The 20734-nt window shown below is 50.5% G+C and carries 20 protein-coding genes; 13 read left to right on the top strand and 7 right to left on the bottom strand.

The genetic code is table 11. The features are described from left to right. The first annotated feature begins 191 nt into the window (after positions 1-191). Positions 192-2219: a methionine--tRNA ligase gene (metG, locus tag ACJJIW_RS02920; protein WP_444936661.1), complete on the top strand. Its 2028-nt coding sequence runs from the start codon at positions 192-194 to the stop codon at positions 2217-2219. Positions 2220-2229: 10 nt separating this feature from the next. Here the strand turns inward: metG and ACJJIW_RS02925 are convergent, their stop codons facing one another. Further along, positions 2230-3132, bottom strand: a complete 903-nt coding sequence (locus ACJJIW_RS02925) for an EamA family transporter (RefSeq protein ID WP_444906413.1) — start codon at positions 3130-3132, stop codon at positions 2230-2232. A 151-nt stretch (positions 3133-3283) separates the two neighbouring features. Here ACJJIW_RS02925 and ACJJIW_RS02930 point away from each other — a divergent pair, with 151 nt between their 5' ends. The 4 genes from ACJJIW_RS02930 (at position 3284) to ACJJIW_RS02945 (ending at position 5500) form a co-directional block, all read left to right on the top strand. Beyond that, on the top strand, positions 3284-4231 hold the full coding sequence (locus tag ACJJIW_RS02930; protein ID WP_282934264.1) for a D-2-hydroxyacid dehydrogenase: 948 nt from the start codon (positions 3284-3286) through the stop codon (positions 4229-4231). 260 nt (positions 4232-4491) lie between these two features. Then, a complete protein-coding gene (locus ACJJIW_RS02935; protein ID WP_282934265.1) occupies positions 4492-4743 on the top strand; it encodes a hypothetical protein in 252 nt (83 codons plus the stop codon). Between the two features lie 39 nt (positions 4744-4782). Further along, positions 4783-5280: a hypothetical protein gene (locus ACJJIW_RS02940; RefSeq protein WP_444936662.1), complete on the top strand. Its 498-nt coding sequence runs from the start codon at positions 4783-4785 to the stop codon at positions 5278-5280. After that, entirely contained in the window at positions 5258-5500 is a 243-nt protein-coding gene (locus ACJJIW_RS02945; RefSeq protein ID WP_444936663.1) for a hypothetical protein, read from the top strand. Before ACJJIW_RS02940 ends, ACJJIW_RS02945 begins: the two co-directional genes overlap by 23 nt. A gap of 126 nt (positions 5501-5626) precedes the next feature. Here the strand turns inward: ACJJIW_RS02945 and yghU are convergent, their stop codons facing one another. Then, entirely contained in the window at positions 5627-6505 is an 879-nt protein-coding gene (gene yghU, locus ACJJIW_RS02950) for a glutathione-dependent disulfide-bond oxidoreductase (protein WP_282934268.1), read from the bottom strand. A 402-nt stretch (positions 6506-6907) separates the two neighbouring features. Between yghU and rsxA the strand changes: the two genes are divergently transcribed. The 7 genes from rsxA (at position 6908) to ACJJIW_RS02985 (ending at position 13740) form a co-directional block, all read left to right on the top strand. After that, positions 6908-7483, top strand: a complete 576-nt coding sequence (gene rsxA, locus ACJJIW_RS02955; protein ID WP_108731788.1) for an electron transport complex subunit RsxA — start codon at positions 6908-6910, stop codon at positions 7481-7483. 9 nt (positions 7484-7492) lie between these two features. Next, positions 7493-8107: an electron transport complex subunit RsxB gene (gene rsxB, locus ACJJIW_RS02960; protein WP_444936664.1), complete on the top strand. Its 615-nt coding sequence runs from the start codon at positions 7493-7495 to the stop codon at positions 8105-8107. A 71-nt stretch (positions 8108-8178) separates the two neighbouring features. After that, the gene (gene rsxC, locus ACJJIW_RS02965; protein ID WP_444937345.1) at positions 8179-10230 is read left to right on the top strand and encodes an electron transport complex subunit RsxC; all 2052 of its coding nucleotides are present in this window, start codon (positions 8179-8181) and stop codon (positions 10228-10230) included. Beyond that, complete coding sequence (locus ACJJIW_RS02970) at positions 10230-11282, top strand: RnfABCDGE type electron transport complex subunit D (RefSeq protein ID WP_282934269.1); 1053 nt, start codon at positions 10230-10232, stop codon at positions 11280-11282. The genes rsxC and ACJJIW_RS02970 overlap by 1 nt, the downstream gene beginning before the upstream one ends. Further along, complete coding sequence (gene rsxG / locus ACJJIW_RS02975) at positions 11282-11986, top strand: electron transport complex subunit RsxG (RefSeq protein ID WP_282934270.1); 705 nt, start codon at positions 11282-11284, stop codon at positions 11984-11986. The genes ACJJIW_RS02970 and rsxG overlap by 1 nt, the downstream gene beginning before the upstream one ends. After that, positions 11986-12699: an electron transport complex subunit E gene (locus ACJJIW_RS02980; RefSeq protein WP_282934271.1), complete on the top strand. Its 714-nt coding sequence runs from the start codon at positions 11986-11988 to the stop codon at positions 12697-12699. The genes rsxG and ACJJIW_RS02980 overlap by 1 nt, the downstream gene beginning before the upstream one ends. 333 nt (positions 12700-13032) lie before the next feature. Beyond that, positions 13033-13740: a TetR/AcrR family transcriptional regulator gene (locus ACJJIW_RS02985; protein WP_282934272.1), complete on the top strand. Its 708-nt coding sequence runs from the start codon at positions 13033-13035 to the stop codon at positions 13738-13740. A gap of 101 nt (positions 13741-13841) precedes the next feature. Here the strand turns inward: ACJJIW_RS02985 and ACJJIW_RS02990 are convergent, their stop codons facing one another. Continuing rightward, positions 13842-15002 carry an SO2930 family diheme c-type cytochrome gene (locus ACJJIW_RS02990; protein WP_444936665.1) on the bottom strand — a complete coding sequence of 387 codons (1161 nt, stop codon included), beginning with the start codon at positions 15000-15002 and terminating at the stop codon, positions 13842-13844. Next, positions 14992-16287 (bottom strand): parallel beta-helix domain-containing protein, encoded by a 1296-nt coding sequence (locus ACJJIW_RS02995; protein ID WP_444892790.1) that lies wholly within the window; start codon positions 16285-16287, stop codon positions 14992-14994. Before ACJJIW_RS02995 ends, ACJJIW_RS02990 begins: the two co-directional genes overlap by 11 nt. A gap of 219 nt (positions 16288-16506) precedes the next feature. On the opposite strand from ACJJIW_RS02995, the gene ACJJIW_RS03000 reads away from it, so the two are divergent. Continuing rightward, on the top strand, positions 16507-17019 hold the full coding sequence (locus ACJJIW_RS03000) for a hypothetical protein (RefSeq protein ID WP_444892789.1): 513 nt from the start codon (positions 16507-16509) through the stop codon (positions 17017-17019). Positions 17020-17021: 2 nt separating this feature from the next. Here the strand turns inward: ACJJIW_RS03000 and ACJJIW_RS03005 are convergent, their stop codons facing one another. The 3 genes from ACJJIW_RS03005 to ACJJIW_RS03015 all read right to left on the bottom strand — a co-directional run bounded on the left by ACJJIW_RS03005 (position 17022) and on the right by ACJJIW_RS03015 (position 20136). Next, entirely contained in the window at positions 17022-18050 is a 1029-nt protein-coding gene (locus ACJJIW_RS03005) for an alpha/beta hydrolase (protein ID WP_444892788.1), read from the bottom strand. Between the two features lie 76 nt (positions 18051-18126). Beyond that, positions 18127-18729, bottom strand: a complete 603-nt coding sequence (locus ACJJIW_RS03010) for a Yip1 family protein (RefSeq protein ID WP_444936666.1) — start codon at positions 18727-18729, stop codon at positions 18127-18129. Between the two features lie 342 nt (positions 18730-19071). Further along, positions 19072-20136: a branched-chain amino acid aminotransferase gene (locus ACJJIW_RS03015; protein ID WP_444906420.1), complete on the bottom strand. Its 1065-nt coding sequence runs from the start codon at positions 20134-20136 to the stop codon at positions 19072-19074. Positions 20137-20734: the final 598 nt, after the last annotated feature.

Below are 20734 nucleotides of genomic sequence, written 5' to 3' on the forward strand. Positions count from 1 at the left end.
TCTAGATTGGCTCGCATTGTGTCGGATGACGCGGCCTAACACCAGCCACAGCAGCCAAACAAGGATTCACATAAGCCAGCTTGATCCCTCCACGACATAGTGCAAATCTGCTATATTCCGCGGTCTTTTGACGATCTTCGGCCCACTCTCCGTGAGTCCTTGGCCGCAACCCCACAGCGATGGAAAAACCGATGTCCGATACGCGCAACATTCTCGTCACCAGCGCACTGCCCTATGCCAATGGCTCCCTACATCTGGGCCATGTGCTCGAATATATCCAAACCGATATTTGGGCCCGCTTCCAGCGTGCGCGCGGTAATAACTGCCTGTATATCTGTGCCGACGATGCTCACGGCACTGCAATTATGCTGAAGGCTGAACAACTGGGCCTGACCCCGGAACAGCATATCGCCAATATGCAGGCAGAACACGAGCGCGACTTCGACGACTTCCTAATTGGTGTGGACAACTACCACTCCACCCATTCAGAGGAAAACCGCGAGCTGTCGGCAATGATCTACCGCCGCCTCAGCGAAAACGGCCACATCGCGTCGCGCACTATTACCCAGGCTTTCGATCCAGAGAAACAGCTTTTCCTGGCGGATCGCTATATCAAGGGAACCTGCCCCCGCTGCAGCACGCCCGACCAGTATGGTGATAACTGTGAAGCCTGTGGCGCCACCTACAGCCCTACCGAACTGATCGATCCGGTATCAGCGATCTCCGGCGCCACTCCGATAGAAAAGGAGTCCGAGCACTTCTTCTTTACCCTGCCCGCATTCACCGAATACCTGCGCGAGTGGACCCGCTCGGGCACTCTCCAGGATGAAGTGGCCAACAAGCTGGCCGAATGGCTGGAAGAGGGCCTGCAAGAGTGGGATATTTCCCGCGACGCCCCTTACTTCGGTTTCGAAATTCCCGATGCGCCGGGCAAATATTTCTACGTGTGGCTCGACGCTCCCATTGGCTATATGGCCAGTCTCAAAAACTACTGCGACAGCAAAGGGCTAGACTGGCAGGAGTACTGGAAAAAAGACAGCGACGCCGAGGTCTACCACTTTATCGGCAAGGATATCGTCAACTTCCACGCACTCTTTTGGCCAGCCATGCTGGACTCAGCGGACTTCCGCACCCCCAACAAAGTTTGCGTACACGGCTTCCTTACCGTAAACGGCAAGAAGATGTCCAAGTCCCGCGGCACCTTTATCAATGCCCGCAACTACCTGGATCACTTGAGCCCTGAGTATTTGCGCTACTACTTCGCCGCCAAACTGACCGGTGGCGTCGATGACCTGGATCTGAACCTGGACGATTTTATCGCCAAGGTGAACTCTGATCTGGTGGGTAAAGTAGTCAATATCGCCTCTCGCACCGCCAAGTTTGTCAGCAAGTCCGGTGGCAAGCTGGCCGGCGAACTGGCCGACGAACAATTGTGGAACCAATTTGTAGAAGCGGCTCCACGAATTGCTGAGTATTACGAGCAGCGAGAATACGCCCGCGCCATGCGCGACATTATGGCTCTGGCCGACGCCGCCAATGCCTGGATCGCCGACAAGGCTCCCTGGTCCCTGGCCAAGCAGGAGGGCACCGAAGCTGAGGTTCTGGCTATTTGCTCCCAGGGTGTGAATATGTTCCGCGCCCTGATCACCTGGCTCGCCCCGGTATTGCCCAGCACTGCACAAAAAGCGGCGGAGTTCCTCAACAGTGAGCTGGATTGGAACAGCGCAACCAAACCGCTGACAGATCACGAAATCAAGAAGTTCAAACCGCTGCTGCAACGGGTTGAGAAAACCCAGGTAGATGCGGTTATGGATGCGGCTGCGGAATCCCTGGCCCAGCTACAAGCGGAAACCAAAGCTGCTACCGGCCCTCTAGCGGAGGACCCCATTGCTGAGGAAATCCAGTTTGATGACTTCGCCAAAGTAGACTTGAGGATCGCCCTGATCGCCAAAGCTGAGCATGTTGAAGGCGCCGGTAAACTGCTGCGCTTAACCCTGGATCTGGGCGGCGAAACCCGCCAGGTATTTGCCGGTATTAAAAGCGCCTACGCCCCTGAGGACCTGGAAGGTAAGCACACCGTTATGGTCGCCAACCTGGCGCCGCGTAAAATGCGCTTTGGTGTCAGTGAGGGTATGGTTCTGGCAGCAGGTCCCGGAGGTAAGGACCTGTGGATACTGGAGCCCCACGAGGGCGCCAAACCCGGTATGCGCGTAATGTAATTTTCCTGCGCTAACGCAGGGAAACTGCAATCAAGCCGGCACACACCAGCCCCACTCCCAGCAGCTGGGGCCTGTGTGCCGGCTCCTTGAGTAACCAGACCGCCAAGCCCACGCCCAGGGGAATACTCAACTGCCTTAGGGCAACTACATAACTCACATTTTCAGTCATTGTCATCGCCAGCAGTACCAGGCCGTAAGTCGCTCCCATCATGGCACCGGTCAGGGCCCCGACCTTCAAATCCCGAAAACTTTGGATCAATGGCGCAGTGCCACTCTGACCCAAGCACCCCAGAAGCAGCCATACACCACAGGCAAGAAACTGCATCCCCAAATAGCTGTAGGCCAGAACAAGCGCAGGGATAGTGCCTCCCGCAGCATCCCCCAGGTAAATCAGCGCCCCTTTATCTGCCAGTGAATAGCCCACAGTGCCAATGGCTGCGACCAGCGCCCAGGCGCAGTCCGCGCGCCAATAAGCTCTCCAGTGCCACTCGCGGAAATACACCAACGGTACCAGCAGGCAGCCAATTGTCACCAACAGCATTCCCACCCAGGCGAGTGGAGGTAGCGATTGCCCCAACAATACCGTTGCCAGTGCAACCAGCAATACCGGCAATGCTCGAGCAACGGGATAGACCAATCCCATATTGGCTCGCTGGTAGGCGAGGGATAAGCCCCCCATATAAATCATTTGAAAAAAACCACTACCGATAAGGAGGATCCAGAAACTTCGCGGGAGCGAATCAACCTGATATAGCAACCAAAAATTTAGCGGTAAAAGAAAAATTCCAACACTGAGAGTCGCGATACAGAAAAAAGCGGGAGTTGGTGTGCGAGACTTCCCCAGTAAATTCCAACCCGCGTGTAGAAATGCAGAAATTAAAACAAGACTGGCAGCGGTAAACGATATTCCCATAGAGGCCCTCTTCAATTGCGACAGAAAGGCCCCGACAAACCAACCGTAGCCACGAATATGCGCAGTTAAGGCCGCTGGCCAGCAAAGTTTTGCATTCCTTCTTCACTGCCGTAGCATGTCCACCACACTGCAAATCTATCGAGGAGATGTCATGCGCGGCGTATTTCTGGACACTTTGACAATGAAGCTTGAGGAGCTGGATACCTCGGCCCTAACAAATAGTCTAGACCAGTGGGACTTCTATGAAACGACTCCCGCCGAAAAAGTCGCGGAGCGAATCGCCGAGGCCGAGGTGGTAATAACCAATAAAGTCATAATAAGCCGCACATTATTGGAGCAAGCCAGCAAATTAAAAATGATTTGTGTTTGTGCAACCGGTACAAATAACATCGATCTCGCCGCCGCACAGGAATTAAATATTCCGGTGTACAACGTTAAAGGTTATGCGGGGGCTTCTGTACCACAGCACACTCTTGCCCTGATCCTGGCTCTTGCTTCCAAGTGGCACCGCTATCACAACGATGTTTTTGCCGGACGCTGGAGCCAATCTACAATTTTTTGCCTGCTCGATCACCCAGTGGTTGAACTCGCAGGAAAAACACTCGGTATCATTGGCTTTGGTGCCCTCGGGCAGAAGGTGGCAAAACTGGGGGAAGCCCTGGACATGCGGGTACTGGTGGCTGAATCATTTAGCGGCACACCCGCTGAAGGCAGGACGCCACTGCAACAATTGTGTGCAGAGTCCGATGTCATCAGTCTGCACTGCCCGCTCACAGAAGAAACCGATCAGCTGGTAGACGAGCAATTCATCGCCGCGATGAAACCCGGCGCACTCCTGGTCAATACGGCTCGGGGCGGGCTGGTAAATGAACAGGCACTGGCGGATGCTTTGCGCAGTGGACACCTTGGGGGGGCGGCACTGGATGTCCTCAGCCAGGAGCCCCCACCCGCCAGTCACCCACTATTGGACAGAGATATCCCCAATTTGATTATCACCCCCCACAACGCCTGGATCAGCCGTGAATCACGCCAGCGCCTACTCAACGGCGTCGTAGAGAATATTGAAACCTGGAAAAGTGAGAGTACCAGCCATCCATAAACAACTCGCTTTTATCTAACCCAAGCCATCTCAGGCATCTGCCGGTCCGAGGACTAAGCCCCTCTGTGAACCCAGGCCGGCTTTTGCCGTTTGAAACCACGACCGGGCCCGAACAGCTGCCAGCCATAGTCCAAGATCAGTAGCAGAGACAGGGACTTTTTTCTGCAAAAATCGAGTGAAAAAAACCCCTTTTTCAAGTGGGAATTACCACGCGGGACTATAGACTTCCTCGGCAATTAAACCCCGAGAGGAGAAACCTGATGGCAACCGCAAGATCTCCACATACGAACTCCAGTAGGGAGAAGCTGCAACAGGCCTATAATCTTGCTGGAGAGGCCGCTTCACAAGCTGCTGGCAGCTTGAAAGAGAGGGCCCGGACCTCTGTAGAGTCCCAGAGACAACGTGCCACCGATGTAATGGAAAAAGCGGAGTCCTCACTTCGGGAGCGCCCCATTCTCGCTGTTGGCTGTGCATTTGTTGTTGGCTGGGCAATTGCGAAGCTCTTTAAGTAACGCTGCTCTCTTTTTTTCGACTGGTAAGGACACCCCCTGATGGGCGATGAAAAAAAGTCCCAAGCGTCTGGCGAGAATGCCGATTCCGCTGCGCAGGAGCGCAGCCCGGATCAGTCTTCACCTTCTCCTTCAGGGAAAGACTCTGATGGAGAAGGTGAAAATAGCCTTGAAGCTACCCTCGCTCGCGCCGAGGCAACACTGACCCTACTGACTGCCTGGTTGGCTAATATTCAAAAGCTATTCCAGTTGGAGTTGGATAGAACAATTGCAGCCGGCAAGCGTATTGTTGCCCTGCAACTGATGTTACTGCCTCTAAGTGCGGCCCTCATCGTCAGTCTCTGTGGAGGCGTTGGGCTGATTGCCTACTATTTTTCCCAGTCTATTTATTTGGCATTTCTGGTATTTATTCTTATCCAGGTCGCTATTTTGGCGGGAGCTATCGTTTATCAAAAGAAGCTGGTGCCCCTACTGGGTTTTGAAGAGACCAAGCGACAAGTTAAAGAGGCTTTAAACGATGTCACTGAAGTCTTTAAATAAACAGATCGAACTATGTAGTCGAGACACGGAGCGACAACGGCTCAGTGTGTTGGCAATAGTAAATCGACAACAGCAGGACGTTCAGCAGCGTTTACAGGGAATTCCCCTGCCACTGGTTTTAGGTCTGGCTTTAATCGCCGGCTTCGCGGTGGAAAAATTATGGCAATTGCCCCGCACCTCACAGGTGGTTCAGTTTATGCTGTCTATGAGGGCTTTTTAGCCGGCGCTACTCTTTATATAAATATTAATTCAACGGCCACTTCTAAAAAGAGGGGCACCGGAAAATAACCATAGAAAATAGATACTGGCACATCCTTGTGCCAGCCTTACCCATTAATACCCTGTATTAATCAACATCCTTATCGGTCACTTTATCTTGGGTGTTATTGTCAAAGTCACCGGCGCTGTGGCGCTCATGTAGTTGTTCGCTGGGCTCACCCCAGATTCGATTGACCATTCGTCCGCGCTTTACCGCTGGCCGCTCTGCAATTTCCCCCACCCAACGATTGAGATTTTTATAACTCTGGGTATCGAGAAATTCCGCCGCACTATAAGCTTCATTGCGCACCAGAGCCCCATACCAGGGCCAGATCGCAATATCGGCGATGGTATAAGTCCTTCCCGCCACATACGGATGCTTTGCCAGCTGTTGGTCCAATACGTCCAACTGGCGCTTTACTTCCATAGCAAATCGGTTGATCGGGTATTCATATTTTTCCGGTGCATAGGCATAAAAGTGTCCAAAGCCTCCCCCCAGGTAAGGGGCTGAGCCCATCTGCCAGAAGAGCCAATTCAAAGCCTCGGTGCGCTGCTCGGGCGTATGGGGCAAGAGGACATTAAACTTTTCTGCCAGGTAGAGCAGTATGGAGCCACTTTCAAATACCCGGATTGGTGGCGTAGTGCTGTGATCCACTAAGACCGGAATCTTGGAATTTGGGTTTGCTTCAACAAAACCACTGCCAAACTGCTCTCCTTCAGTGATACGGACTAAATGGGCATCGTATTCTGCTCCCTCAAACCCGAGTTCCAATAACTCCTCTAACATCACCGTCGCTTTAACCCCGTTCGGCGTGGCCAAAGAATAGAGCTGCATCGGGTGCTGCCCCTGCGGTAGCGCTTTATCATGGGTCGCACCCGCTACCGGCCGATTAATACTGGCAAAAGCGCCCCCGCTTTCCTTATCCCACTGCCAAACCTTGGGGGGAGTGTAGGTTTCGTTCGACATTAAACTGCTCCAACTGAATTTAAGGTTGCTCTCAAGCAAAAACACGCATGCCGCGTCAATATACTGTATTGCCTCTACCCCACGCTTAACACCAAGTACCAAACTGGGTTACCCATCTTGTACCTATCGTTTCAAATTGACATAGGTACTGCAAATAATATCCACAAAGGCCTCCACCTTTACTCCAAGTGGAGTCCTTTTGATCCAGAGGTGGCCCTTTGTCGGCCCTTTTCCCCTGCCACCCTCCTCACGAGTTGAAGCCCCCAAGCGACTCAACCATAATAGCCGCCCTGCGCGGCATTCGACGGTGCTCACAAGGAAGGTGCTAGTCTCACCTTAACCCTGCCGACGCCATTGCCGCTGTTCGCGCCACTCCGCCCTAGGGCTTTAACCGGACCTGTTATGACCGAATTTGCCGTCATTCTGCTCAGCACCATCTTGGTCAATAATTATGTGTTAGTGCAGTTTCTCGGCCTGTGCCCGTTTATGGGAGTTTCCAATAAACTGGAGACCGCTGTGGGTATGGCCGGCGCTACCACCTTTGTACTTACTTTGGCCTCTATTTGTTCATACCTGGTCAACACCTATCTGTTGGCCCCCTTTGGTATTGAAGATCTTCGCACCATCTCATTTATTCTTGTGATTGCTGTTGTCGTACAGTTCACACAGATGTTTATCCAGAAGACCAGCCCCTTGATGTACAAGGTGTTAGGCGTTTTTCTACCGCTGATCACTACCAACTGTGCCGTGTTGGGTGTCGCCCTACAGAACACTATGAAAGCGCATACTTTTATACAATCCACTCTTTACGGATTTGGCGCAGCAGTGGGTTTCTCCCTGGTATTAATCTTGTTTTCCTCGATGCGCGAGCGCCTCTTTGCCGCCGATGTCCCGCTGCCATTTCGCGGCGCTGCAATCGGTATGGTCACTGCCGGACTGATGTCGCTGGCATTTATGGGCTTTAGCGGTCTGGTATAGGGTTTCGAAATGCTGGACTGGATTTCACAAATTTCTTCTCCCCTGCTGGTGCTCGGTGGCATGGCATTGATATTCGGTGCCCTGCTGGGTTTCGCCGCCGTTCGCTTCCGGGTGGAGGGTGACCCCCTCGTTGAGCAGGTCGATGCCCTGTTGCCACAAACTCAATGTGGCCAGTGTGGCTACCCCGGCTGTCGCCCCTATGCAGAAGCGATAGTTCACGGCGATACCATCAACAAGTGCCCCCCCGGCGGGCAGGCCACTATCAATGAGTTGGCCAATCTGCTGGATATAGAGCCCATGCCATTGGACGCCGAGCACGGCGTTGAAGATGTAAAAAAAGTGGCATTTATCCGCGAGGCGGAGTGCATCGGTTGCACCAAATGTATTCAGGCCTGCCCGGTAGATGCCATTGCCGGCGCCGCCAAATATATGCACACGGTGATCACCGATGAGTGCACGGGGTGTGACCTTTGTGTCGAACCCTGCCCCGTTGACTGTATCGATATGGTTCCCCTGGAAACCGCTTTACAGGATTGGCATCCACACAAGCCCAGCGATAGCTCGGTGCTGATTGCCAGCGATCGCCGCACTATTCAAGAACATACCGGGGGAGGCGCGGTTTGAACCCCGTAGATAGCAAGACCAAACAAAGAGAGGCCGTTCAGGAGAGACGCGCAGCCCGCGAGTCACAACTGATTGCCAGTGAAAAAGCGCGCGAGCTGCGCCCCAACGACTTCCCCGGCGGAGTGCACCCTCCCGAGAACAAACACCAGAGTACCGGTGAGCCTATAGGAGTGATCCCCCTCGCCGAGGACTTGATCGTACCACTGCTACAGCACTCCGGTACCACCGCCATACCGCTGGTGAACCTCGGTGATAAGGTATTAAAGGGGCAAAAGATTGCCGAAGCCGACGGTTTCATTAGCTGTCCAGTGCATGCTCCCAGCTCCGGCAGGGTTATGGCCATTGAACCCTATCCAGTACCCCACCCTTCGGGTCTGCTGGAGGACTGCATTGTCATTCGCACAGACGGCGATGATGCCTGGTGCGAACTCACCCCGTGCGAAGATTACCTTCAGGTTTCACCGATAGAGCTTCTGGACAAGATCCGCGACTGCGGTATTGCCGGCATGGGCGGTGCAGGGTTTCCAACCGCTGTGAAGCTAGACCCTCACGGCGGCGCCGAAATTGATACTTTGATTATCAATGGCACAGAGTGTGAACCCTATATTACTGCCGACGATATGCTAATGCGGGAGCGTGCCGACGAAATTATCGCCGGCGTAGAAATTCTTGCCCATATCCTCGACCAGCCCGAACGGGTATTGATTGGTATCGAAGACAATAAGCCCAAAGCTATCCGCGCGATGCGCAAAGCTGTCGAAGGCACTCGATTCGATATCGTGGTATTCCCCACAAAGTATCCGTCCGGCGGCGAAAAACAGCTGATACAAATCCTTACCGGCCGAGAAGTGCCCAACAAAGGGCTACCGGCTAACGTGGGGATTGTATGCCAGAATGTCGGCACTGCTCGCGCGGTATATCGCGCGATTCGGTTTGGCGAACCCCTGATCAGCCGAGTGACGACTGTTGTCGGCAAAGCGCTGGAGCAGCAGCGCAATATCGATGTACCTATCGGCACTCCCATAGAACATATCCTCAAATATCACGGTGTCCATCGGGGCCTGATGCAAAAGGTGATCATCGGCGGTCCGATGATGGGTTATACGATTGACGATCAACGCGCCCCAATCGTGAAAACCACCAACTGCCTGCTGGTACCGACCCGTGAGGAGCTACCGCCAGCACCGGTGGCCCAAGCTTGTATTCGCTGCGGTTTTTGCGCAGAGGCATGCCCGGCTTCGCTGCTACCGCAACAACTCTATTGGTATGCCCGCGCCGACGAACGGGAGAAGCTACAGGCCTACAATCTGTTTGACTGTATCGAGTGCGGTGCCTGCTCTTACGTCTGCCCCAGTACGATTCCCCTGGTTCAGTACTACCGCGCTGCCAAGGGTGCAATTCGCACTGCTGAAGCGGAAAAAGAAAAGTCCGATCGCGCACGCGATCGTTTCGAATTCCGCAAGTTGCGCCTTGAAAAAGCTGAAAAAGAGAAAGAAGCGAAACGCGAAGCCCGGCGCAAAGCCGCTGAACAAGCTCGCCAGCAAAGGGAACAAAACCCTGAATCTCCGACTGCCAAAGCTGAGAAGCAGGAAGCAGATGTTGTCGCCGCCGCCCTGGCTCGAGTTAAGTCCCGCCAGGAGGATCCTAAGCAGCTTTTGGCCCGCGCCCAGCGTACTTTTTCCAGTGCCGAGAGCCGGGTGGAACGCATGCGCAATAAACTGGAAGCTGCCGATGAGAGCCAGCGCGACCAATTGGCAGCGCAACTCAAAGCTGCTGAAGTGAAATTGCAGGAAGCACAACACAAGTTGACCCTTGCCGAACGACGCGCCGATAGGGATACCACCCGGGAGCCCAACCAGGAAGAAACCAATGCAGCTGTGCGAGCAATTACCAAAGCCCGTGCCTCCGCAGAGGCGCGGGCCCAGATGAGTGACGCCGACAGACTTGCTGCAGATATCGAAGCACTGCGCAAGCGCGTCGCCAAAGCTGAGACTCGCCTGCAAAAGGCTCGGGATGAAGATGATGCCAATCTGGGCGCATTCGAAAGTGCCCTGGAGAAGCTACAAAAGAAACTGGAAGACAAAATGCGCGAACAACAAGCAGCACAGGACGGAAAGCAATAATGTCTCTGATGCGCGCCACCTCCCCTCACGCCCGTTCCGGCAATGACACCACTAAAGTCATGCTACAAGTCGCCGCGGCCACTATACCCGGTGTGCTGGCGATGGTGATTTATTTCGGTATCGGAGTACTGATCAATATTGCCCTGTGCACAATCACAGCGCTTCTGTGTGAAGCAGCGGTAATGAGATTACGCGGCAGGCCGGCAGCATTCTATCTGCGGGATTGCAGTGCTTTTGTAACTGCACTGCTGCTCGGTATCGCGCTTCCAGCCTACTGTGCCTGGTGGCTGCCGATAGTGGGCACTGCGGTGGCTATTGTCCTGGCCAAGCATCTTTATGGCGGTATGGGGTACAACCCATTTAACCCCGCAATGGTGGGCTATGTTGTCCTGCTGATTAGTTTCCCGGTAGATATGACCCGCTGGGTGGGAGCTGCAGAGGTTATCGGCGGGACACCTAGCCTGGAGGAAGCTTTCTCTCTGGTAATCGGTAGCTACAATGTCGATGGTTTTACCCGCGCTACACCGCTGGAAATCGTGCGGTTAAACGAGTCAGTGCTTCTCTCCCAGCTCTATGAAATGGAGCCGGTCCTCAATAAAGGCACATTTGCTGGAGTCGGTTGGGAAACCGTCAGCTTCGGATTCCTGTTAGGTGGGCTGTTCTTATTATTTCGCGGCATTATTACCTGGCATGCTCCGGTTGCCATGCTCGCCACCCTCACTCTGATTTCCCTGTTTTTCTACGACAGCGGCAGTTCCTTGTCAGAGGGATCCCCCGTACTGCATTTATTTTCTGGGGCCACCATGTTTGGGGCCTTCTTTATTATTACCGACCCTGTCAGCGGTGCCACCAGTAACCGGGGCCGCCTGATTTTTGGGGCCGGTGTTGGGCTGCTCACTTATGTAATCCGGGCCTGGGGCACTTACCCCGATGCGGTGGCTTTTGCTGTATTGCTGATGAACTTTGCAACACCAACCATTGATAACTACACGCTTCCACGGACCTATGGCCACAAGGGCTCCCGCCGCGCTACCGACCTGGAGGAGAGCTGATGCTTAAACAGTCAATGGCCTCCAATGCCGCCGTTCTCACTCTTATCGCCCTGGTCACTGCAGGTACACTCGCAGTGACCCAGATTACGACTAAAGAGCCGATTGAGAGAGCTATCCGGGAAGCTTCGGCGAAAGCACTACTGGAAATTATCCCATTGGAACGCCACAGTAATGACATGTTGGTAGACACCTATCCAATTCCAAAACCTTACTGGAATCAGCTAGGCCTACAACAAGGTGGAGATATCAATCTCGCGCGGGAAGAAGACGGAAAAGTCTCCGCAGTCATTGTGCCCGCAGTCACACCGGATGGATATTCCGGCCCGATAAAAATACTCGTTGGTGTGAATCGCGATGGCACCATTGCTGGCGTCAGGGTGACAAGCCACACAGAAACTCCGGGGCTGGGCGATAAAGTCGAGCTGAAAAAAAGTAACTGGGTGCTCCAGTTTGACGGCCTGTCACTAAAAAATCCGCCCTCAGCCGATTGGAAAGTACAGAAGGATGGCGGTGTTTTTGATGAATTTACTGGCGCAACAATTACTCCTCGCGCTGTTGTCAATGAAGTACACCAAGTGCTTGAGTTTGTAGCCCAGCACCACGAACAAATATTTAATGCGCCAATGTCCAAGCGAGCAGTAGAGATTGAGAGCTCTGAAATCGACTCGGAACAAGTACCTGCGGCGGTTGAGGAGCAGAACTGATGGCAACTCCCGGCTACACAGAAATCGCCCAAAATGGGCTGTGGAAAAATAACCCCGCGCTGGTGCAATTGCTTGGCCTCTGTCCCCTGCTGGCGGTCACCGGTTCCGTAGTGAACGGCATCGGCCTCGGCTTGGCCACTACCGGAGTTCTCACCTGCTCAAACCTTGCGGTCTCCCTGATTCGACGACAAATTCCGGATACTGTCCGTTTACCAGCCTCCGTTATGATCATCGCCACCTTCGTTACCTGCGTTGAGCTATTGATGAAGGCTTATACCTACGAGCTTTACTTGGTACTAGGTATTTTTATCCCGCTAATCGTAACCAACTGCGCGATCCTGGGACGAGCAGATGCTTTTGCCAGTAAAAACCCCGTGCTTCCGTCCCTGGCAGATGGATTTATGATGGGTATAGGTTTCACTGCAGTACTCATCGCCATTGGCGCAGTCAGAGAAATTCTTGGCCAAGGCACGCTATTTTCAGATATGGATTTGTTATTTGGTTCAATGGCAAAAGATTGGGGTATTTCAATTTTTGGCAGTGACTATCCAGGCGTTCTTGTTGCCGTGCTTCCTCCCGGTGCGTTCCTTGTCGCCGGCTTATTGATCGCAGCAAAAAACGCCATTGATATCGGTATTGAGAGACATAAAAGCCAGAAAGTTAAGATCATTCCAGGCTCAAAGCGCGTACGTGTTACCGGAAAAATCTCTTAAGATAAGCAGCAGCTAACCAATTTAATTCTGCAATTGAATGGCTATTTATCCTGCCAATCGATTGCAGAACTTAATTTTTTCACCAAAAGCCAAAATGTGAACCCCCTCACTAATCTGTATCTTGCGGATTTTTCATCTTTCACTTTTTCAGTATGATGAGATACATCATCAAATCCCCACTTTTTTACATTAATTGCGCTGTACCAGTGCAATATTCGTGTAATCGAATGTAATAGCATTATTCCCTTTTTTTAATTTTGTTTGGCTAGAATGGCACGGCCGACCAGCTTCACCTTGCTATCGGCGCCAACGCAATAAGACAGGGATAATGCTATGACTGTAGACACTGGAAAGTCTGAATTGGTCTACCACGGCCGCCGGGCCCAACGCGCAGATAGCCGTCTGCGGCGCAAGGCGATTCTAGAGGCCACCCTGAGACTGATCGTTAAAGAAGGTATCCGCGGCATCAGGCACCGTGCAGTCGCCCGCGAAGCTAACGTTCCTCTCGCGGCTACTACTTATTATTTCAAAGACCTGAATGACCTGATCAGCGATTCATTTACTTATTTTGTTGAGCAGGGACTCGAGGCTACACGCCAACTGCATGAAGAGAGTTTTAGTGCGGCACGTAATTTATCCGCACAGGAGCGGGCGTCACATAGCAGTCGTAAACTGCTGATTCAACAATTGACCCGTTTTATTCTTACTCATGTCCGCACCCAGGCTGAAGACCGGGATCGCAGATTGGTTGAACTGGCATTCCGCAATGAAGCGCTTCGCAATGAGCAGCTGACCCGCGCGGTGCGGATGGCCAATCACGCCAGAGAGTCAATGATTAAGGAATTCTTCCAATTACTGGGTCTGGCGGATTCTGAAGCGGCTGCACAAATTGCTCACGGTACGATCCTGAACCTTGAGTATGAAATTTTGAGTGGTGCTATTGCTATCGACTCACCGCTGTTGGAACGCACCGTCACCTTGATGATCAACGGATTAATTCCAGCGGCAACAGTTGTTGCTGAAACTGCAGCATACGGCTGAATCTTTCTGAATTACTCGTCTCCAGGAAACGGGTATGGAGTTGTCCCCTCCATACCCAACTCCTCTCCATATAGCTCTTTCCAGATATCTTCCAATAAAGATTAAGTGCAGCTTCCCGGTAGGGAGCTTACCCACTGCTTTAGTAATTCAACGCCCTCTGTATGCACCATGCTTCTACCTAATTCAGGCATCATGGCCCCAGGCGCGGTAGACTCTACACGAAAATTCAAAATAGAATTTTCAGGCTCTCCCGGTACTATTGCGAATAAATGCCCTCCACTGCCTGTACCCGCAGCAATAGGCGGTTTACATAGCCCAAGTTTGCGCCAATCAGTTTCGCCATGATGCAACATAAGCCCTGAGGTGTCTGCCGGCCCAGTGGGATTGTGGCAGTGGCCACAATTGATATCCAAATAAGCCCTGGCGCGATCCTCCAGCGACACAGTCGCATCGTAAATATTGGCATTTCTCGGCAAACTTTTCAGATCAGGCAGCCCACGTAAATAGCCGGCCTTCTGCCAAAACAACAATTGATTCTCTACTCCGCTACCGTAGGGATAGTCTTTATTCAGATGTCGAGCTTTAGGGCCGAGAGGAGAAATGGCTTTGTCAGTAAACTTTTCTGCATGGCAACCAGCACATTGATTGGCGTCAGGTACTACATAGCTAAGGTTTTCCTGCTGCCCGCTCAGACGAACCAACTGAAAATTTTTCACATCTCCAGCAATCTCAAGAGTTGCCTCAGTCTGCTCTTTATTCCAGACATAGGGCAGCGCCTGCCAATTTTCCTGCCTGCGGATTAAAAGTCGTGTCTCAACGAGACGGACACGATTTAAATCAAGTGCCTGCCCAAAGCGCCCCTCAACATAATCCGCAGAGAAGTCATTGGTACGACGAACTACACCACTACTCTCCTGTGGATAGTAAAATGTCTTGCTTAAGATAGTTCCGACAGGGTAATTAAACTGTTCTTCTCCGTAGGTTGCAAAAGCCCCCTCAGGCAGCCAGACGGTTCTGAACTTATGAGCATAATCGGTAAATAACCCCGTATTTAAATCATAGGGTAATGCTCTTTCCGCAGGAAAGAGCACACCTTTCTCCAGCCTCAATAAATTCCATGTACTGAGTTTTTCGGGCACCTCTTCTACTGGGAATAAATGAACATCCTTTTTGTATGATTCACACCCTGCAAGGCCAATCAGTAATACAAGGCTCCAAATAGAGTAGATAAGCTTCTTACTTATTTGATTATTATTCTTCATTAGCTACCTCTATCACTGCCAAACGGTCTTCATTTGCCAGCTTTGAATCAAAGTCTAAAACTACTTTGGCAAGCTTTTCCAAATGACACTGATGAGGTGCTATATCCGTGGATATATTCTTATACTCATTTCCAAAATCTATATTGAGAATTCCTGCAGGTTCGTTATCAATACATAACTTTAATGCCTCAGGTATTTGACCATCCACCAGTTTACTTTGATCAACAACCCCATCCCAAAGAATATCCGGCAATGTACCTGATATTCCAAACATAGCTAACTTCAGAGCTTTTAACTTAAGATGATCTGGCGATGTACCACCGCCAGAAAAGTTATTGGCATAGATATAGATCCCCTCTGGGTATGGGTCAAAATCAGCCTGCGTAGACTTATCACTATAGTATCCAGCCGTAAAATAGCTGCTGATCAATATATTAGCAGTATCATTATCAGAAATATCATTTTCAAAAATCTCCACCCGATCATTCGAGTTAATAACCACCCCAGATCCTGCTGGCACGGCAGCAACCGGCGTGCCCTCATGACCAAAATTTCCAGTATTATTATTCTTTATCTGGTTATTGTAGATACGTGTACTGTGCCCTGGCTGCGGAAGATTAGGCATATTAAAAACAAGAATTCCCCCAGTATTATTCACAGCAATATTGTTGTAAACATCTGCACCGATCGTATTCTCTACCTCAATACCCGCCACATTAAATTCTGCACGGCTATTGCGAACAATAACATTCCGTGACTGACCGACATAAATCCCTGCATCTGAAGCACCAATAGCTACCACACCATCGATTAAAGTATTTTCAGTCTGTACAGGATAAATACCATAGGCACCATTCTGGGTAGACGGGCCATTGGTCCATTCAACACGAACATCCCTGATGATAATGTTTTTGCCTTCATTAATTTTCAGGGCATCGCCTATGGTATCCTCAATAGCCAACCCCTCAATAGTAAAGTTACTGGCATTAACTAATATCCCCTCAGCACCCTGAATTTGCCCCTCAAAGGAGAGGACAGATTTATCCATGCCAGCTCCACGTAGCGTTACCCCATCAATATTCAGGGATAAACTACGATTAATATGGAATTTACCCTCAGGAATAGTAATAACATCCCCGGTCTTTGCAGATATCAGTTTTTTTAATAATTGCTTTTGAAAATCAACCTTACTGGAACGGTCCTCAACTCTGGATTCAGGCCGTTCAGCACATCCAACGGGTACTATTAAAGCCAGAATTACTCCCATATACGCTAAAGTCTTCATAGCCACACCTTTTATATAAATTATTGTCAATTGAGCTACTCAAACCCTAAACTGGTACTCATGTACCAATTTAAAGGTGAAAACAGGACTAAATACACACTTTGATACTATCCAACCAACACCTCGCTATCAAGGCGCTATTATTAATACAGAAGACAACCCTAGAAATTCATTTAAGCGCCATACTCCCAAAAACAAAAACCACTTATTGAAATCAAGATGGCCAGAACTTCAATTAAAAAATGTCAGTTTCTGTATTTTCTTATTTACGTATTCTGCTCACTTGACGCTGCTGCCGAAATGATAGCGATACAGATCTCTGCTCCTAATGGATCAAACCTCTACACAGAACAACCTATCGATAAAAGTACAGATATCAAAGGAAGCGAGCCTATCTATATCAAAATATCATCGACTCAATATCAAGCAATAAAGTGCAAAGGCCCGTGGGGCGCTACAAAGTACAAAAAATGGATGACGGAGGGGCCTGGTTTCAAGCTCTACCAAAGTGATAAGCAGCTGCTCATTCAGGTTGTTGAACACCGGGTAATTAGCGCTGACATGGCCATTAACTCCATGAGCATACATTGCATGGACGCAGAACCTAAACAAGTTATTAAATCAATAGCGGAGATAGTGATCGAAAGATCAATAAATTCAGAAGAAATACTAGAGTTTGATAACGGGTATAAATTATCTTACCAGTACTCAATTACAAAAGGAAAGCCGTAAGTTTAGTCATTCAGGAAACTATTCATGCCGGCATAAACTTTTGCGCACTCCCCTTTCACCAAGTCTTCAAGAATCAAAAATGGATGAATCATATCGGAAAAGTGAACATTTTCAGATCTAACGCCCACCTCTTCCACTTTCCGGTAGTAAATATCCCCTGTATCCCGGTGCGGGCAAAACTCCACGGTAAAAACTAAGGTTTCAGGAAGAGCTGCCGTAAAATCCATAAAAAGAGGGGATGCCTTTTTTCTACACTGTTCCTCAGCAAAATATTGCCCCAAGTACCAAATTGATTTTCGTGCCTCTAAAAAATAGCCTACGGCATTCTCTTCATGGGACCGTAAATGCATGGTGTAATCGAGAACCGGATAAATTAAAACCTGCTTTTTAATTTTAACGCTGTAGTCAAATTGAGCCAGGTGAGACATTGTGGCGGCCAGAGCGCCACCTGCAGAGTCCCCAGCGACAGACAAACTCGGTTGATAATATAAGCCCAATCTATCCAGTGCCGCCCAAACCCCAATAACTGCGGCATAGCAATCTGTTACTGCGCTCGGATAGCGATTCTCAGGAGCCAACCGGTACTCAGGCGCAACAACAATATGTCGAGTCTCCCGGGCAATCTTTCTGCAAATCGGGTCAAATGAATAAACGTTTCCAGCTACATGACCACCGCCATGAAAATAGACAAGAACAGGTAGAACTTCATCGGGATAGGGGACAAAGACTCTTACTGGTACATCGTATCCAGAGGCATAGATAATGCCATCTCGTACCGAGGCAACATCTGGAATATCGGTCACATACTTATCTATAAACTTTGTGGTCGATTCCCGAACATTGATGGGGCTGAACTCAAAGCCCTTCGAGTAGAGCTCTTTCATAGAGCTGTTGAATTCTTCGAGAAACCCCGAAAGGCGGTCATTTACTTTACGCATTGTCGTTACAGCCAGGATAGAAGAGACTTCGCCGTACCCGTGAATATGAGCCCCTTCACCGGGTACGACGTCGATAGCTTGTATCCCCACCACAACAACAGCCCTAAATCGCCTGGCGAAAATGCCTGAAACGACATTTCATCTAGTGATAGCTACGAGCCCAAACTACTCAAGAGGAGTAAAAGACCGGTGCGGATACATAACTCCAGAATAGAACTGTAGCAACCATAACAATGACTGCCATGACGAGTGACACCGTAATAATTGCACTGGCAAAAAGAAAGCCACGCTCTTCAGAAACACCCATCACAATAGGAATTCCCAAATAAAGCAGATAGACGGCGTAAGCAACCGCCAGAGTTGCGAGCAGTATGTCCAGCCACAACACAGGGTAAACCCCTGCAATACCCACAATAAAAATAGGCGTGGCAGTGAAACCCGCTACAACAACGCCTTTAAGGGGGTGAGTTTCAGCTCCGTAAGTCTTGGCCATCCAATGGATGAAATAACCAATAGCAGTGACTGCCAAAACCATTGTGCAATAAAATACGGCGACCAATTCCAAAGCACTTTGTCCCGTAATTCTCACCGGGGCACCAGTGCCAATCGTCCAGCCAACTTGTGTCGTGCCAAAATACCACGCAGCTGCAGGAAGTAATGCCAGAACGATGACATAAGGAACCTGTCTACGCAGATTACGTTCAGAGAGACTGCCAATAAGCTGCCACTGTCTACGTGGTTGCAGCATAAGGCCAAGCATATGGGTCAACATCTCGTTATCCTCAACTGTGCAAGGAACTATAAGCGAGACCTATTAGCTCAAATTGATCTTGGAACTGCTGGTCAAAATGAGGTGTACCGCAATCAGGCCACTCTCAAGCTCCAATTTATTTCTTATTTAACCCCTTCACTTTTAGGTGTTAAGGTCGCACAAGTCAACAAACTCAATTAAATTGGCGGGAATGTTTACGCGAGCGTTTCGCTTGGAAACAAGTAAATAGAAAACACTGCTACAAAAAAACCCGCGAAGGATAAAGCAGGATTTATAGTGGGGAAAAGCTGGTTACTAGACCCAGGCAGCCTTGGAAACTGCCTGGGTACGAAGATTCAGTACTTAAACTACAGGCTCAACAGAATGCATCCACCCGTAAGCATCCTCAGAACGCCCCTCCTGAATATCCAGCAGTGCTTGTCGCAAACGCTCTGCAACAGGACCTGGGGCATCGGCTAGTTCGTACTCTCTATCACCATCGCCAATTACGCTGATAGGACTGATTATTGCAGCAGTACCGCAAGCAAAAGCTTCGCTACAGTCTCCAGAAGCTATCTGCTCTAACAGCTCATCAATCGGGATCGCCCGCTCAACAACCTTGTACCCCAATCCCTCCGCAAGCTGGATCAGAGAATATCGGGTGATGCCCTCGAGAATTGAGCCGTTCAACGCTGGGGTATATATAGTGCCATCAATGACCGCAAAAAAATTCATCCCTGACAGCTCATCGATACTCTGCCGATTAGAGGGGCTCAACCAAAGCGACTGATCATAACCTCGCTCTTTAAGGCGGCCGATACTAAGTAGAGAACTGGCATAATTTCCGCCAACTTTGGCATCCCCAGTTCCCCCTACTGCAGCTCGAGCATCTTCTCTCTCAACCCACAAACGCATATTGCCGGAATGGTAGGCTTCCGAAGGACTAGCTATTACATAAAATTCATAGGCATTACTGGCTGAAACCGTTAGGTCCGGCTGGGTTCCCATTAGGAAAGGACGCAGGTACAGGGACTCACCGCTGTTGCTCGGGAGCAGGCCAGCGCAGTAAGCAGTCACAACACGAACGCCATCCAGGAACAGGGACTCAGGAACCGGAGGCATACATAAGCGCTTAGCTGAATATGCCATTCGTGCAGCATTCATTTCGGGCCTGAACAGTGCAGCTCCCCCCTCGGAAGTTCGATAGGCCTTCATTCCTTCAAAGCATGACTGCGCGTAGTGAAGTACCTTAGCAGCAGGGTCGACGGTCAGAGGCGCATAGGGGATCAACTCTCCACTACTCCAGCAACCATCCTGCCAAATGGCGCGAAACATTACTGGGGCCATGGCGGTTCCAAAGCCCAGCTTCTCGGGTGCTTCATAGCCCCTAAGGCTTACCGCGATCTCTGGATCGATATAGATACTCACTGAGCTCTCCTCTGAATTCGAATCAGCTGATTATGGCGCTTGTTACGCTGCAATCCAAATAGATCAACCTCTGATACAGCAACAGCAGTAATCTAACCCCAAATTCAGCCTACTTGTTAGGACGATGATCCACCTATTTAGCTTCCGCCATCCTGATGTGGCACCAGCGCCAACCAAGCCACTCGCTACACTTCGCTGCCAAGTCGCGATATCAGACGTAATCAACAAATTTTTGGCATCTACTTACAGTCCCTCACCCCTAATTTGCACTCCCAACTGCTAAACCAAAAGGGTGGTCACAGGCATGCTGGCGCAATTGGCATTAAGTGGCTGAAGTACCCGCCGCAGCTTCCTTCTTGGCACATAGTGCTAGCTATACTGACTAATACGCGGCCAGGCAGGCATTTATAAGCATCCAGTCGCGCCGTCACTGTGAGCTTGAGGATACCCCCTCAATGCGCTCAGGGTCGAGAGAACCACATTCAGGAGAGAACTTCCGCCGTATTCGCTGTTGCAGTGGGCGAGCGGAAATAAGACCCGAAAACTGACAGGTGCAGGTTCCAACCTCAGCTGTTTGGTATTCGGTGAAGCCAAATAT

This window comes from Microbulbifer maximicatervae (SeqCode) (assembly GCF_052467815.1).

Excerpts from the sequence above, each read along its gene's own strand:
- ACJJIW_RS02940 (WP_444936662.1), top strand. The coding sequence starts at position 4,783 with ATGGGCGATGAAAAAAAGTCCCAAGCGTCTGGCGAGAATGCCGATTCC.
- rsxG (WP_282934270.1), top strand. The coding sequence starts at position 11,282 with ATGCTTAAACAGTCAATGGCCTCCAATGCCGCCGTTCTCACTCTTATC.
- ACJJIW_RS03010 (WP_444936666.1), bottom strand. The coding sequence starts at position 18,729 with ATGTTGACCCATATGCTTGGCCTTATGCTGCAACCACGTAGACAGTGG.
- ACJJIW_RS02990 (WP_444936665.1), bottom strand. The coding sequence starts at position 15,002 with ATGAAGAATAATAATCAAATAAGTAAGAAGCTTATCTACTCTATTTGG.
- rsxA (WP_108731788.1), top strand. The coding sequence starts at position 6,908 with ATGACCGAATTTGCCGTCATTCTGCTCAGCACCATCTTGGTCAATAAT.
- ACJJIW_RS02970 (WP_282934269.1), top strand. The coding sequence starts at position 10,230 with ATGTCTCTGATGCGCGCCACCTCCCCTCACGCCCGTTCCGGCAATGAC.
- ACJJIW_RS02945 (WP_444936663.1), top strand. The coding sequence starts at position 5,258 with ATGTCACTGAAGTCTTTAAATAAACAGATCGAACTATGTAGTCGAGAC.
- ACJJIW_RS03000 (WP_444892789.1), top strand. The coding sequence starts at position 16,507 with ATGGCCAGAACTTCAATTAAAAAATGTCAGTTTCTGTATTTTCTTATT.
- ACJJIW_RS02985 (WP_282934272.1), top strand. The coding sequence starts at position 13,033 with ATGACTGTAGACACTGGAAAGTCTGAATTGGTCTACCACGGCCGCCGG.
- ACJJIW_RS02930 (WP_282934264.1), top strand. The coding sequence starts at position 3,284 with ATGCGCGGCGTATTTCTGGACACTTTGACAATGAAGCTTGAGGAGCTG.
- ACJJIW_RS02995 (WP_444892790.1), bottom strand. The coding sequence starts at position 16,287 with ATGAAGACTTTAGCGTATATGGGAGTAATTCTGGCTTTAATAGTACCC.
- ACJJIW_RS02925 (WP_444906413.1), bottom strand. The coding sequence starts at position 3,132 with ATGGGAATATCGTTTACCGCTGCCAGTCTTGTTTTAATTTCTGCATTT.
- yghU (WP_282934268.1), bottom strand. The coding sequence starts at position 6,505 with ATGTCGAACGAAACCTACACTCCCCCCAAGGTTTGGCAGTGGGATAAG.
- ACJJIW_RS02980 (WP_282934271.1), top strand. The coding sequence starts at position 11,986 with ATGGCAACTCCCGGCTACACAGAAATCGCCCAAAATGGGCTGTGGAAA.
- ACJJIW_RS02935 (WP_282934265.1), top strand. The coding sequence starts at position 4,492 with ATGGCAACCGCAAGATCTCCACATACGAACTCCAGTAGGGAGAAGCTG.
- metG (WP_444936661.1), top strand. The coding sequence starts at position 192 with ATGTCCGATACGCGCAACATTCTCGTCACCAGCGCACTGCCCTATGCC.
- rsxB (WP_444936664.1), top strand. The coding sequence starts at position 7,493 with ATGCTGGACTGGATTTCACAAATTTCTTCTCCCCTGCTGGTGCTCGGT.